Annotated in this window: 12 protein-coding genes; 7 read left to right on the top strand and 5 right to left on the bottom strand. The window is 72.1% G+C overall.

The window, feature by feature from the left end; translation table 11 throughout:
- Positions 1–33: 33 nt before the first annotated feature.
- Entirely contained in the window at positions 34–918 is an 885-nt protein-coding gene (locus AB0472_RS13785) for a LysR substrate-binding domain-containing protein (protein ID WP_366356257.1), read from the bottom strand.
- An 83-nt stretch (positions 919–1,001) separates the two neighbouring features.
- Between AB0472_RS13785 and AB0472_RS13780 the strand changes: the two genes are divergently transcribed.
- From AB0472_RS13780 to AB0472_RS13760, 5 genes are all read left to right on the top strand, one after another.
- Positions 1,002–1,709 (top strand): succinate dehydrogenase, encoded by a 708-nt coding sequence (locus tag AB0472_RS13780; protein WP_366356255.1) that lies wholly within the window; start codon positions 1,002–1,004, stop codon positions 1,707–1,709.
- Between the two features lies 1 nt (position 1,710).
- Entirely contained in the window at positions 1,711–3,660 is a 1,950-nt protein-coding gene (locus AB0472_RS13775) for a fumarate reductase/succinate dehydrogenase flavoprotein subunit (protein WP_366356253.1), read from the top strand.
- Positions 3,657–4,406: a succinate dehydrogenase/fumarate reductase iron-sulfur subunit gene (locus AB0472_RS13770; RefSeq protein ID WP_366356251.1), complete on the top strand. Its 750-nt coding sequence runs from the start codon at positions 3,657–3,659 to the stop codon at positions 4,404–4,406. Before AB0472_RS13775 ends, AB0472_RS13770 begins: the two co-directional genes overlap by 4 nt.
- 318 nt (positions 4,407–4,724) lie before the next feature.
- Complete coding sequence (locus AB0472_RS13765) at positions 4,725–5,489, top strand: GNAT family N-acyltransferase (protein WP_366356542.1); 765 nt, start codon at positions 4,725–4,727, stop codon at positions 5,487–5,489.
- Positions 5,489–6,352 carry a lysophospholipid acyltransferase family protein gene (locus AB0472_RS13760; RefSeq protein WP_366356249.1) on the top strand — a complete coding sequence of 288 codons (864 nt, stop codon included), beginning with the start codon at positions 5,489–5,491 and terminating at the stop codon, positions 6,350–6,352. The genes AB0472_RS13765 and AB0472_RS13760 overlap by 1 nt, the downstream gene beginning before the upstream one ends.
- Here the strand turns inward: AB0472_RS13760 and AB0472_RS13755 are convergent.
- A complete protein-coding gene (locus tag AB0472_RS13755) occupies positions 6,307–7,338 on the bottom strand; it encodes a DUF3500 domain-containing protein (RefSeq protein ID WP_366356540.1) in 1,032 nt (343 codons plus the stop codon). The two genes, AB0472_RS13760 and AB0472_RS13755, sit on opposite strands and share 46 nt — an antisense overlap.
- Before the next feature lie 32 nt (positions 7,339–7,370).
- On the opposite strand from AB0472_RS13755, the gene AB0472_RS13750 reads away from it, so the two are divergent.
- A complete protein-coding gene (locus AB0472_RS13750) occupies positions 7,371–7,712 on the top strand; it encodes a hypothetical protein (RefSeq protein WP_366356247.1) in 342 nt (113 codons plus the stop codon).
- A gap of 6 nt (positions 7,713–7,718) precedes the next feature.
- Here the strand turns inward: AB0472_RS13750 and AB0472_RS13745 are convergent, their stop codons facing one another.
- Both AB0472_RS13745 and AB0472_RS13740 read right to left on the bottom strand, forming a co-directional pair.
- Positions 7,719–10,055, bottom strand: a complete 2,337-nt coding sequence (locus tag AB0472_RS13745; RefSeq protein ID WP_366356246.1) for an excinuclease ABC subunit UvrA — start codon at positions 10,053–10,055, stop codon at positions 7,719–7,721.
- Between the two features lie 74 nt (positions 10,056–10,129).
- Complete coding sequence (locus AB0472_RS13740) at positions 10,130–10,321, bottom strand: antitoxin (protein ID WP_366356244.1); 192 nt, start codon at positions 10,319–10,321, stop codon at positions 10,130–10,132.
- Positions 10,322–10,534: 213 nt separating this feature from the next.
- On the opposite strand from AB0472_RS13740, the gene AB0472_RS13735 reads away from it, so the two are divergent.
- Complete coding sequence (locus AB0472_RS13735) at positions 10,535–13,006, top strand: ATP-dependent Clp protease ATP-binding subunit (protein WP_366356242.1); 2,472 nt, start codon at positions 10,535–10,537, stop codon at positions 13,004–13,006.
- Positions 13,007–13,015: 9 nt separating this feature from the next.
- On the opposite strand, the gene AB0472_RS13730 is transcribed toward AB0472_RS13735, so the two are convergent.
- Complete coding sequence (locus AB0472_RS13730) at positions 13,016–14,014, bottom strand: LLM class flavin-dependent oxidoreductase (RefSeq protein ID WP_366356240.1); 999 nt, start codon at positions 14,012–14,014, stop codon at positions 13,016–13,018.
- Positions 14,015–14,123 lie beyond the last annotated feature (109 nt).

The following is a 14,123-nucleotide window of genomic DNA, read 5'->3' as shown; positions in this document are numbered from 1 at the left end:
GGTGATCAGCCGCAACGGCGCCGACGGGCACTCTCACCGCTCCAGCAGCATCCTCTGCAGCTCCCGCGCGGCCCGAGGCGGAGCCACATCGCTCCGGTGCGCCAGCGCGATCGTCCGGTGCAACCCCGGCGGAGCCAACGGAGTGACCCGCAGCCCCCGCCCCGACCGGGCGGCGACCATCCGCGGCACCACGGCCACCCCCAACCCGGCCCGTACGAACCCCAGCACCGCGTCCATCTCGCCGCCCTCGACAGCAAATCCAGGCTCGAACCCGGCGGAGCGGCACGCCGCGACGGTCAGCTCCCGCAGGTCGTACCCGTGCCGGAACATCACCAGCCGCTCCCCCTCCAGATCGGAGATGTTCACCCCGCCCCGCCCCTGACCCGGCACCGTCGCCTCGGGCGAGGACACCACCACCAGGTCCTCCCGCAGCAGTTCCACCGTCGTCAGCGCGGGCGACGCCGGCGGCAGCGGCAGCACGATCAGCGCCAGGTCCAGCACCCCGCGCGCCAGCTCCCGTACGAGGTCGTGGGAGCCGCTCTCCTCGATCAGCAGCTGGATCCCCGGATACCGGTCGTGGAACGCCCGCAGCACGTCCGGCAGCAACCCTGTGCACAGACTCGGCGTCGCCCCCAGCCGCACCCGGCCGCTCCGCAGCTGCACCAGCTCCTGCACCTCGTGCCGGGCGGTGTCCGCGTCCGCGAGGATCCGCCGGGCCAGCGGCAGAAGTGCCTCGCCCGCGTCGGTGAGGGTGATGTTGCCCCGAGCGCGCAGGAACAGATCCGCGCCCAGCTCCCGCTCCAGCGCCTTGATCTGCTGGGACAGCGACGGCTGGGCGACATGGACCAGCTCGGCGGCCCGGGTGAAGTGCCGGGTCTCGGCCACGGCGACGAAGTACTGAAGCTGCTGGAACTGCATGGGCACACGATAGCTTCCAGCTATGGAATCCAGCTGGACCATGTCTTGGACCGATCGGGTGGTCCGGCCCTAGCGTCGTCGGCATGGCTCTGGCAACGCGGACGGACCGACGACGGTCCACGGCTCGCACGATGTGGGACTCGACGATCGGCAAGAAGACCGTGATGGCGGTCAGCGGCCTGGTCATGCTGTCGTACCTGGTGGTGCACCTCTACGGGAACCTGAAGATCTTCTTCGGGCCCGCAGAGATCGACGGTTACGCCGTGTGGCTCCGTAACGTCGGGCAGCCCTTCATGCACCACGAGTGGGTGCTCTGGCTCGCGAGGGTCGCGCTGGTGGCCGCGGTCGTGGCCCACGCCGTCTCCGCCTACCAGCTGAGCCGGCGGGACATCGCGGCGCGTCCCGTCAAGTACGTGCACCACAGGACGCGGTCGACCTACGCCACACGCACCATGCGGTGGGGCGGGGTCATTCTCGGACTGTTCATCGTCTGGCACATCCTCGACCTGACCACCGGGACGGTGCATCCGGGCGGCTTCCAGGACGCCCACCCGTACGAGAACATCGTCGACACCTTCTCGACCTGGTACGGCAACGTCATCTACATCGTCGCCATGCTGGCCCTCGGCCTGCACGTCCGGCACGGCGTCTGGAGCGCCGCACAGACCCTGGGTGCCGGCAGCCGCGCCTGGGACCGCGTTCTGAAGACCTCCGCGAACGTTTTCGCGCTGCTGCTCACGGCCGGGTTCATCTCGATCCCCGTGGCCGTCATGACCGGATTGGTGAGCTGACATGACCTCGTACACGGACTACGCCACCGGTGCGCCGGTAGCCGACGGCAAGGCCCCTTCCGGACCGGTCAACGAGCGCTGGGACAAGCGCCGTTTCGAGGCCAAGCTGGTCAACCCCGCCAACCGGCGCAAGCACACGGTGATCGTCGTCGGCACCGGCCTGGCCGGCGGTTCCGCCGGCGCGACCCTTGCCGAACAGGGCTACCACGTCGTCCAGTTCTGCTACCAGGACTCCCCGCGCCGCGCCCACTCGATCGCCGCGCAGGGCGGGATCAACGCCGCGAAGAACTACCGCAACGACGGCGACTCCGTCCACCGGCTGTTCTACGACACCGTCAAGGGCGGCGACTTCCGGGCCCGCGAGTCCAACGTGCACCGCCTCGCGCAGATCTCCGTCGAGATCATCGACCAGTGCGTGGCGCAGGGCGTCCCGTTCGCACGGGAGTACGGCGGCCTGCTCGACACCCGGTCGTTCGGCGGCGTCCAGGTCTCCCGCACCTTCTACGCCCGCGGCCAGACGGGCCAGCAGCTGCTTCTCGGCGCCTACCAGGCGCTCAGCCGGCAGATCGCCGCCGGCAACGTGGAGATGCACCCGCGCACCGAGATGCTCGACGTCATCGTCGTCGACGGGCGGGCCCGTGGGATCGTGGCCCGGGACCTGATCACCGGGAAGATCGACACCTACTTCGCGGACGCCGTCGTCCTGGCCAGCGGCGGCTACGGCAACGTCTTCTACCTGTCGACGAACGCCATGAACTCAAACGCCACCGCCGTCTGGCGGGCGCACCGGCGCGGCGCGTACTTCGCCAACCCGTGCTTCACGCAGATCCACCCCACCTGCATCCCGCGCACCGGCGACCACCAGTCCAAGCTCACCCTGATGAGCGAGTCGCTGCGCAACGACGGCCGCATCTGGGTGCCCAAGGCCAAGGGCGACACCCGGCCCGCGAACCGGATCCCCGAGGACGAGCGCGACTACTACCTGGAGCGCATCTACCCGTCCTTCGGCAACCTGGTCCCGCGCGACATCGCCTCCCGCGCCGCGAAGAACGTCTGCGACGAGGGCCGCGGCGTCGGCCCCGGCGGACAGGGCGTCTACCTGGACTTCGCCGACGCGATCAAGCGGATGGGGCGCAAGGCCGTCGAGGCCAGGTACGGCAACCTCTTCGACATGTACCAGCGGATCACGGACGAGGATCCGTACGAGGTGCCGATGCGGATCTACCCCGCCGTGCACTACACGATGGGCGGGCTCTGGGTCGACTACGACCTCCAGACCACCGTTCCCGGACTGTTCGCGGTCGGCGAGGCCAACTTCTCCGACCACGGCGCCAACCGACTCGGCGCGAGCGCGCTGATGCAGGGCCTGGCCGACGGCTACTTCGTCCTCCCGGCCACCATCAACGACTACCTCGCCCGCAACCCCCACCAGGACGCGGTGACCGACGAACACCCCGTCGTCCAGGAGGTCCTGGCCGAGACCGAGGAGCGGCTGAACCTGCTGCTGTCGGTCGACGGCGACCGCACCCCCGACTCCTTCCACCGCGAGCTCGGCGAGCTGATGTGGGAGTTCTGCGGCATGGCCCGCACGGACGCCGGACTGCGCAAGGCACTGGAGCGCATCCCGCAGATCCGTGAGGAGTTCTGGCGGCGGATCAAGGTGCCGGGGACCGGCGAGGAGTTCAACCAGTCCCTGGAGAAGGCCAACCGCATCGTCGACTACCTGGAACTGGCCGAGCTGATGTGCCTCGACGCGCTGCACCGCGCCGAGTCCTGCGGCGGCCACTTCCGGGAGGAGTCCCAGACGCCGGACGGCGAGGCCGCCCGCAACGACGACGAGTTCGCGTACGCGGCCGCCTGGGAGTTCACCGGCACCGGGGACGCCCCGGTGCTGCACAAGGAAGACCTGGTCTTCGAGTACGTCCACCCCACCCAGCGGAGCTACGCATGAAGCTCACCCTGCGCGTCTGGCGGCAGCAGAACGCCGACGCCGACGGCGCCATGTCCACGTACGAGGTGGACGGCATCTCGTCGGACATGTCGTTCCTGGAGATGCTCGACACCCTCAACGAGGAGCTCATCCTCAAGGGCGAGGATCCCGTCGCCTTCGACCACGACTGCCGCGAGGGCATCTGCGGCGCGTGCTCCCTCGTGATCAACGGGGACGCGCACGGCCCCGAGCGCACCACCACCTGCCAGCTGCACATGCGGTCCTTCAAGGACGGCGACACGATCGACATCGAACCGTGGCGGGCGTCCGCGTTCCCGGTGATCAAGGACCTGGTGGTGGACCGGTCGGCGTTCGACCGGATCATCCAGGCCGGCGGGTACATCACCGCGCCGACCGGGGCGGCGCCGGAGGCGCACGCCACGGCGGTGCCGAAGGCCGACGCCGACTTCGCGTTCGAGCACGCGGAGTGCATCGGATGCGGGGCCTGCGTGGCGGCCTGCCCGAACGGTGCCGCGATGCTGTTCACCTCCGCCAAGATCAACCACCTGAACGTGCTGCCGCAGGGGGCGCCCGAGCGGGAGACGCGGGTGCTGGACATGGTGGCGCAGATGGACGACGAGGGTTTCGGCGGCTGCACGCTGACGGGGGAATGCGCGACCGCCTGCCCGAAGGGCATCCCGCTGCTGTCCATCACCAGCATGAACAAGGAGTGGCTGCGGGCCACCCGGAAGGCCGGGAAGCGGTAGCGCCGCGGGAGGCGCGTACATGAACGTTCGCCGACGAGTGCGGACGAGCGGGGCCGGGGCTGGTGCTCTCCGGCCCCGTTTCGGCGTTCACCGACCGTAGTGCCACGGGCGCGCAACGGCCCGCCCGGGTCACGGTAACGTTGCCTCAGTGCGTCCATCAGGACACGCGCGGGGGTGCGTCACCCCCCGAATCCCGGCATTCAGCAGCCGCACATCCACGGGTCCCGCGCACGTCACGCCGAGTCCAGCCTGCCACGGAAGAAAGCAGGTGCAGATTTCCTCAGCTTCCGCTCGGCGCAGGAGACCTCCATGACCGCCATGCCCGCCTCACCCCCCGCTCTCGCCGCCCCGCCCGGGGACTCCGGCTACCTGGTGCAGCTCGCCCGCGACGAGGACGACGTCCGGGCCGCACAGCGACTGCGCCACCAGGTGTTCGCCGGAGAGATGGGCGCCCGGCTCGACGGGCCGGAGCCGGGACTGGACGTGGACGCCTTCGACGCGTACTGCGACCACCTCCTCATCCGCGAGGCCCTCACCGGCGAGGTCGTCGGCACCTACCGGCTGCTGCCGCCGGAGCGCGCCGCGGTCGCAGGCCGCCTCTACTCCGAGGGCGAGTTCGACCTGAGCACGCTCGCCCCCATCCGCTCCGGACTGGTCGAGGTCGGCCGGTCCTGCGTGCACCCCGCCCACCGCGACGGTGCCGTCATCGGCCTGATCTGGGCCGGCATAGCCCGGTACATGGTCGACCGCGGCCACGAGTGGCTGGCGGGCTGCTGCTCCGTCCCGCTGGCCGACGGCGGCGCGCTCGCCGCCGCCACCTGGGACCGGGTGCGGGCCAAGCACCTCGCCCCGGAGGAGTTCCGGGTACGCCCGCTGAAGCCCTGGGTCCCCGGCGTGCCGGCCCCGGAGGGCCGCACCGAGCTGCCCGCGCTGCTGCGCGGCTACCTCCGCCTCGGCGCGTGGGTGTGCGGCGAGCCCGCGCACGACCCGGACTTCGGGGTCGCGGACATGTACGTGCTGCTGTCGATGCGCCGCGTCAACGCGCGCTATCTGCGGCACTTCCTCTCGCTCGTCCCGGCCTGATGAGCGTCTGGCTGCCCAGCGCGCCCTGCACCCCGGGCGCCTGCGTGGAGCGCGCGGGGTCCCTGACCACGCTGCCCCGGGCCGTGCTCCGGTTCGCCGCGGTCGTGGCCCTGATGCTCGTCGCCGTCGCGCTGCTGCCGCTCGGTGGGCGGATCCCCACCGAGTGGGTGCGGCGGTTCTCCCGCACGCTCGTCCGGGCCGCCGGGGTCCGGGTCCGGATCACCGGAAGCGCCCCGGCCACCGGTGGGGTGCTGCTCGTCGCCAACCACATCTCCTGGATGGACATCCCGCTGCTGGCCGCCGTCCGCCCGGCGCGGATGCTCGCCAAGAAGGAGATCCGCGAGTGGCCGGTGGCCGGCGCGCTGGTGGCCGGCGCCGGGGCGCTGTTCATCGACCGCGACCGGCTGCGGGCCCTGCCGGACACGGTCGGCCGGATCGCGGGGGCGCTGCGGGAGGGTGCCGCGGTGGTCGCCTTCCCGGAGGGCAGCACCTGGTGCGGCCGGGCCCAGGGGCGCTTCCGGCGGGCCGTGTTCCAGGCCGCGCTGGACGCCGGTGCGCCCGTCCAGCCGGTGCGGCTGCACTACCGGCTGGCCGCGGGATCGGCCAGCACCGTGCCCGCCTATGTCGGCGCGGACACGCTGCTGGCCTCCCTCTGGCGAGTGGTGTCGGCCCGCGGCCTGGTGGCCGAGGTGGACATCCGGCCGCTGATAGCGGCCGGCAGCCACCAGGACCGTCGTACCCTCGCCCGTGCCGCCCAGCCGGTGACCCACGAGCCGGCCTGGACGCACGCGGCCCTGGTGAGCCCCGAGCGGGCCTCTCAGTGGTCGGTCTCCAAGTGGAGCCTGAGCAGGTCGACACCGTAGTCGCCGCCGTTGGGCGTGCGGACGATCGTGGGGATGTGCTGCTGGGTGGGCGTCCCGTTCGGGCCGCCCCTGCCGCCGCCCGGCCCGCCGGTGGGCATACCGCCGGAGGGCTGCCCCGTGGGCCGTCCTGAGGGCTGCCCGCCGCCGGTGCCGGTCTTCGTGCCGTAGGCCAGCGGGGACTGGGCGTCGTACTCGATGAGCACGACCGGGCCGTGCACCCGGTAGTAGAAGGCCGAGGAGTCCTCGGTCCCGCCCAGCCAGTAGAAGTACGTCCGGTCCAGGTGCTTCTCGACCTCCGTCATCCTCACCCCGGCATGCCCGTCGTCCAGGTAGCCGACGTACACCCTGACCAGGTCGAGGAGCTTGTCCCGCTGTGCCGGGGTGAGTTCGGAGCCGGGCAGGCCCTGGTAGGCGAGCTTCGCGTTGTCGGCGCCCGCCTTCATGTCGGTGCCGGACCTGCTCGCCCCGGAGTCGATCACCTTGGCGCGCTGGGCCGCGGTGAGGGAGCGCAGCGGGGCCGGACCGGCCCTGGTCTCCGGCTCGAAGAGGGTGATCCTCTCGCCCTTGTAGGTGGCCGAGGTCGGTTCGGAGCCCATGAAGGTCGGCGTCATCACCACCTGGTCGCCGAGCACGAAGTAGTCGATGGCGACGTGATGGCCCTCGTACTGGAAGCCCCACGGCCCGCCGGTCGACGGGGTGCCCATGAAGGTGAAGAAGCAGGCGCCCTCGGCGAGGGTCTCCCGGTTGCCGCCGTTGTAGTCGCCGAGGAACTGGTTGAACTTCATGATGTTGCGGGTCTGGGTGAGACCCTTCGCGGAGAGCGCCGAGCCGAGCAGCGCGTAGCCCGGCTCCCGCTTCCTGTCCCTGATGTCGCCCATCCGGACGCCCTTGCGCTCGTAGCCGTCGACGTTGCTCCAGGCCAGCCACTCGTCGTCGTCGACGTCGAAGGTGCAGGACGTGCGTTCCTTCGCACTGAGCCCGTCCAGGCACGCCTGCGCGGCCTTGACGACCCTGCTCCGTGGAAACGCCGATCGAGTGGATCGAGTACAGGTCCTCCACGACCGTGCCGTCCGTGGTCAGGCCCGTGAAGTCCTGGTACTTCACCTCGGTCTGGCCGGGGCCCGTGCCGCCGGCTCCGCCGGGGCCGCCCGAGGGCATGCCGCCGTTCGGAGCCCCGGAGGGCGAACTCGACGTGTCCGAGGCGCTGTTGGAGCAGCCGGTCATGGTCGCCGGCGCGGCGGCACCGCCGGCGAGCAGCACCTTGTTCATGAACCAGCGGCGGCTGCGCCCGGCTTCGGGGGTGCGGAGGTGGTGTCCGTGCGTGCGCCCAAGGTCCCGGGGCAACCTGAAGCGTTCCTGAAGACCCTCAGGGCAGCGAACGGGACAGATAGGGCGCGGTGACGCTGTCCCCGGCCCGGGCCACCTCGGCCGGCGGCCCGGCCGCCACGATCCGGCCGCCCTTGTCCCCGCCGCCCGGCCCCAGGTCGATCACCCAGTCGGCGTCGGCGACGACCGTCATGTCGTGCTCGACCACCACGACCGTGTGCCCGGCGTCGACCAGCCCGTGCAACTGCCGCATCAGCACCTCGACATCGGCCGGATGCAGCCCTGTCGTCGGCTCGTCGAGGAGGTAGAGGCTGTGGCCGCGCCGGCCGCGCTGCAACTCGCCCGCCAGCTTGATGCGCTGGGCCTCGCCGCCGGACAGCTCGGTGGCGGGCTGCCCGAGCCGCAGATAACCGAGGCCCACGTCGAGGAGCGTGGCCAGGCTGCGCACGGCGGCCGGGGTGTCCGCGAAGAACTCCGCCGCGCCCGCCACGGTCAGGTCCAGCACCTCGGCGATGTTCCGCCCACGGTAGGTCACTTCGAGCGTCTCGGGGTTGTAGCGCGCCCCGCCGCAGTCCGGGCACGGCGCGTAGGTGCTCGGCAGGAACAGCAGCTCCACGCTGACGAACCCCTCGCCCTGGCAGGTCTCGCAGCGGCCGCCGGCCACGTTGAAGGAGAACCGCCCGACGCCGTAACCGCGCTCGCGCGCCTGACCGGTGGCCGCGAACACCTTGCGTACGACGTCGAACAGGCCGGTGTAGGTGGCCAGGTTGGAGCGCGGAGTGCGGCCGATCGGCTTCTGGTCGACCGAGACCAGACGGCCGACCCCTTCGGGTTCCTCGGTGATCTCGCCGATCAGCGTCGTCTTGCCGGAGCCGGAGACCCCGGTGACGGCGGTGAGGACACCGAGCGGGAATTCGGCGGTGACCCCACGGAGGTTGTGCCGGGTCACCGGGCCCACCGTCAGCCAGCCCCTCGCGGCCCGCGGGGCGCGTACCGGGGCGGGATCCCGCGCGAACAGGTAGCGGGCGGTGGCGGACTCCGCGACGCCGGCCAGGTCCGCCACCGGTCCGCTGTGCAGCACCTCGCCGCCGTGCTCGCCGGCCCGTGGCCCCACGTCCACCAGCCAGTCGGCACCGCGCACCACGTCCAGGTGGTGCTCCACCACGAACACCGAGTTCCCGGCCGCCTTCAGCCGCTCCAGCACGGTGAGCAGCGCCTCGGTGTCCGCCGGGTGCAGACCTGCCGACGGCTCGTCCAGGACGTAGACGACACCGAACAGCCCGGACCGCAACTGGGTCGCCAGGCGCAGGCGTTGGAGTTCGCCCGCGGACAGGGTGGGGGTGGCCCGGTCGAGGCTGAGATAGCCGAGACCCAGCTCGGTGACGGGCGCGATGCGGGCGGTCAGGTCCGCGGTGAGCACCCGCACGGTCTCCGACCCGCTCTGCGCTTCGAGGAGCCGGGACAGCTCGGTCAGCGGCAGCGCGACGAGCTCCGCGATCGTACGGCCGGCGAACGTGACGGCGAGGGCCTCGGGCCGCAGCCTGCTGCCGCCGCACACCGGACAGGGCGCACTGGTCAGGAACCGCTCCGCCCTCGCCCGCAGGGCCGGGCTCCTGGAGTCCGAGAAGGTCTTCAGCACGTACCGCCGGGCGCTCGTGTACGTGCCCCGGTACGGCCGTTGGATGCGGTCGGCGTCCCGGACCGGGTGCACCGTGACCACCGGCTGCTCGTCCGTGAAGAGGATCCACTCGCGCTGCTCGGCGGGCAGGTCCCGCCACGGCCGGTCGACGTCGTGGCCGAGGGCGTCCAGGATGTCCCGCAGGTTCTTGCCCTGCCAGGCGCCGGGCCAGGCGGCGATCGCACCCTCGCGGATCGACAGCGACGGGTCGGGGACCAGCGACTCCTCGGTCGTCCCGTGCACCCGGCCCAGTCCGTGGCACTCGGGGCAGGCGCCCGCCGCCGTGTTGGGGGAGAACGCGTCGGAATCGAGCCGTTCCGCACCCGGCGGATGGTCCCCGGCACGCGAGAACAGCATGCGCAGGGAGTTCGAGAGGTTGGTGACCGTGCCGACCGAGGAGCGGGAGGTGGGGGCCGAGCGGCGCTGCTGCAGCGAGACCGCCGGCGGCAGTCCGCTGATCTCCGCCACCTTCGGCGCCCCGACCTGGCGGATCAGCCGGCGCGCGTACGGCGCGACCGACTCGAAGTAGCGCCGCTGGGCCTCGGCGTAGATCGTGCCGAACGCCAGGGACGACTTCCCCGAGCCGGACACACCGGTGAAGACGGCCAGCACGTCCCGGGGGATGTCCACGTCGACGCCCCTGAGGTTGTGCTCACGGGCGCCGCGCACGCGGACGTACGGGTCGTGGGGGCTGTGCATCGGACGGACACTCCGGGACGGGCGGCTCGCGGGGCAGGGACAGACCCCGCGAGCCTAGCCCGCGCGGTCGTCTCCTACTGCGGAGGGTTGCCCTGCCTCCGCTCCCGTTCGATGTAGTCGTCGGCCTGCTTCTGCGCCGTGTCGACCTGGGACTGGTACTTGTTCCCGGTCCGCTGGTCGATCATGTCGCCGCCCTTTTGGACGCCCTGTCTGGCCTGGTCCTCGTGGCCCTTGAGCATCCCCTTGAGCTTGTCCAGCATGGACATGGCAGCCCTCCTCGCTGGTTGCGGCTTCCACCCCCAGCGTCACCGGGCGGAGCGCCGTCCGCATCTCGGCGGCCGTCCCCGTGCGCGCCCGGCGTGCCTGTGCGAGCTTGGAAGGCGCGGATCGCCGCCGATCGCGGAGCCCTCCGGAGAGGCCCTCGCGCAGCCGCCGCGCGGCGCCGCCCCGCACAGCTGTCCGCAGAAAGGCCCGGCCCCATGAGTACTTCCGGTTTCGGATTCGGACGCAGCCCCTTCGAGGAGTTCGACGAGCTGATGTCCCGCTTCTTCGGCAGCGCGGGGGCGGGTGCCCAGCCCCGCCGTCCGCAGCGCGTGGACATCGGCAGTCTGCTGTCCGAACGGGCCCGGGAGCTGGTCGCCGATGCCCGCGACCTCGCCGCCGTCGAGGGCGGCGACGAACTGGACGCCCGGCATCTGCTGGCCGCCGCAACCACCCACGACTCCACCCGGCGGCTGCTGGCCGAGGCGGGCGCCGATCCCGACCAGCTCAGGCAGCGGCTCACCGCAGGTCACGGGGGCGGCGAGAAGTCCGAGCCCACCGCCCTCACCCCGGCCGCCAAACGCGCCCTCCTCGACGCCTACCAGATCTCCCGGGCCGAGGGCGCCTCCTACATCGGCCCCGAACACCTGCTGCGCGCACTCGCCGCGAACCCGGAGTCGGCGGCCGGCCGGGCGCTCGGCGAAAGCGGCTGGGAGCCGACCCGGATGCCGGCCGAGGGCGCCGGGGAGCGCAGGAAGCCCAGCACGACGCCGACCATCGACGAGTACGGCCGTGACCTCACCGAGGACGCCCGGGCCGGGCGCCTGGACCCGGTGATCGGGCGGGACGAGGAGGTCGAGCAGACCATCGAGGTGCTCTCCCGGCGCAGCAAGAACAACCCGGTCCTGATCGGTGACCCGGGGGTCGGCAAGACCGCCATCGTGGAGGGCATCGCGCAGCGGATCGTCGCCGGGGACGTGCCCAGGACCCTGGCGGGCAAGCGGCTGGTCTCCCTGGACCTGGCCGGCATGGTGGCCGGCACCAAGTACCGGGGCGAGTTCGAGGAACGGCTCAAGAAGCTCCTCGACGAGGTGCGCGAGCACAGCGACGGACTGGTGCTGTTCCTGGACGAGTTGCACACCGTGGTGGGCGCGGGCGGCGGCGGGGACGGCTCCCTCGACGCCGGCAACATCCTCAAACCGGCCCTCGCGCGCGGCGAGTTGCACCTCATCGGCGCGACCACCGTCGACGAGTACCGCAAGCACATCGAGAAGGACGCGGCCCTGGAGCGCCGGTTCGCGCCCATCCTGGTCGGCGAGCCCACCGTCGACGACACCATCGAGATCCTGCGCGGCCTGCGCGACCGCTACGAGGCCCACCACCAGGTCCGCATCACCGACGAGGCGGTGGTCGCGGCGGCCGAGCTGTCGGACCGCTACATCACCTCGCGGTTCCTGCCCGACAAGGCGATCGACCTGATGGACCAGGCGGCGGCCCGGGTCCGGCTGCGCTCGAAGACCCCGCCCACCGACACCCGGGACATCGAGGACCGCATCGCCGCCCTGAACCGGGAGAAGGACCAGGCCGTCGCCGACGAGGAGTACGAGCGGGCCAAGGAGCTCCGCGACCGCATCAGGGCCACCGAGGCCGAGCTGGAACAGGCCGGCACCGACGAGGAACACGCGCCCAGGGTCACCGCCGAGGACATCGCCGAGGTCGTCTCCCGCACCACCGGTATCCCGGTCGCCGAGCTCACCGAGGAGGAGCGGGAGCGGCTGATGAAGCTGGAGGAGCACCTGCACGAGCGGGTCGTCGGCCAGGACGAGGCGATCACCGCCGTCGCCCGCGCGGTCCGCCGCGCCCGCGCCGGCATGAGCGACCCCAACCGGCCCGTCGGCAGCTTCCTGTTCCTCGGCCCGACCGGCGTCGGCAAGACCGAGCTGGCCCGCGCCCTGGCCGCCGCCCTCTTCGGCGACGAGGCCCGCATGATCCGCCTCGACATGAGCGAGTTCCAGGAGCGCCACACCGTCTCCCGGCTGGTCGGCGCCCCGCCCGGATACGTCGGCCACGAGGAGGCCGGCCAGCTCACCGAGGCGGTGCGCAGGCAGCCGTACGCCGTGCTGCTCCTCGACGAGGTGGAGAAGGCGCACCCGGACGTCTTCAACACCCTGCTCCAGCTCCTCGACGACGGCCGCCTCACCGACGCCCAGGGCCGTACCGTCGACTTCAAGAACACCGTCGTCATCATGACGTCGAACATCGGCGCCGACCGCATCCTGGCCGCCGGCACGGAGGACTACGCCAAGGTCCGCGAGGCGGTCATGCCGGCCCTCCAGCAGCACTTCCGGCCGGAGTTCCTGAACCGCATCGACGAGATCATCGTTTTCCGCGGCCTCGACCGCACCCAGCTGCGCGAGATCGTCGACCTGCTGCTGGAGCACACCCGGAGCCGGCTACGCGCCCAGGACGTCTCCCTCGAAGTCACCGACGCGGCAGCCGAGTTGCTGGCCAACCTCGGCCACGAGCCGGACTTCGGCGCCCGTCCGCTGCGCCGTACCATCCAGCGCGAGGTCGACGACCGCCTCGCCGACCTGCTGCTGTCCGGCCAGCTCGTGGCGGGCGAACGGGCGGTGGTGGACGCGGCGAACGGCGAGATCGTGATCCGCTCCGACAAGCCGGCCACGGTCTGACCGGTCCGGTCAGGAGGCCACCAACCGGGCCAGCCGGCGGTACGAGTCCAGCAGGGCCGCACGGTCGTACGTGCTCGTGGTGACCAGCACCTCGTCGGCACCGGTCTCCTTCAGGACCGTCTCCAGTTCGTGGGCGACCTGGTCCTCGGTGCCGGCGATGTGCCCGGCGAGCCCGGACTCGTAGAAGCCGCGTTCCCTCGCGGTCATCGTCCGGGCCTCGACGGCCTCGGCCGGGGGCAGCGGGGGGAACGTGCCGTGGGTGCGCGAGTACGCCATCGACCAGGCCTCCGGGACGAGCAGTCGGCGGGCCGCCTCGGGGGTGTCGGCGACGGCGACCGTCCCGGAGATCACGACGTACGGCTCGGCCGCCCACGGGGAGGGCCGGAAGCGGTCGCGGTAGTGGTCGATCCCGCGCCGCATCTTCTCCCGCCCCCGGAGATCGCCGATGACCATGGGGAGCCCGGCCCGGGCCGCGATGTCCGCGCCCTCGCCCATCGCCAGCACGAACGGCGGCACCCGCAGCCCCTCCGCCGGGCGGGCCCGCACCCCCGTCGGCGAGGTCCCCTCGAACCAGCCGAGCAGCTCGCCGAGCTGCGCCGCGAAGTCCTCGGCGTCGCCCTTGTCGCGTCCCAGCGCCCTGCGCACCCCGTCGGTGAAGCCCACCGACCGGCCGAGCCCCATGTCGATCCGCCCGGGGTACAGCGACTCCAGCACGCCGAACTGCTCGGCCACGACGAGTGGCCGGTGGTTGGGCAGCATGACCCCGCCGGTGCCGACCCGGACGGTCCGGGTCGCGGCGGCCACGGCCGCGGCCAGCACGGTCGGCGCCGAGCCGGCGACCCCGGGCACCCCGTGGTGCTCCGACACCCAGAAGCGGTGGTAGCCGAGCGCCTCCGCCTCCCGGGCCAGCGCCACCGTGTCCCGCAGCGCCGCATCGGGCGCGTGCCCCTCGCGGGTGCGGGAGCGGTCGAGGACGGAGAACCGGGTCCGGGCGATGGTTGCGTTCACACAGGGTTCAACAGCCGCGCGGCCCCGGGATTCCCGTCGAGCCGGTCCGCCGTGGGCACCGTGCGGCCGCCGCCGGCCGAACCGCCGGGGGCGCCGCGTTCTAGGGTTG

This window comes from Streptomyces sp. NPDC086777 (genome assembly GCF_040702065.1).
In the GTDB taxonomy this organism is placed as follows: domain Bacteria; phylum Actinomycetota; class Actinomycetes; order Streptomycetales; family Streptomycetaceae; genus Streptomyces.
The sequence above is the reverse complement of the archived record's forward strand: the minus strand, read 5'-3'. Positions and strand labels throughout refer to the sequence as shown.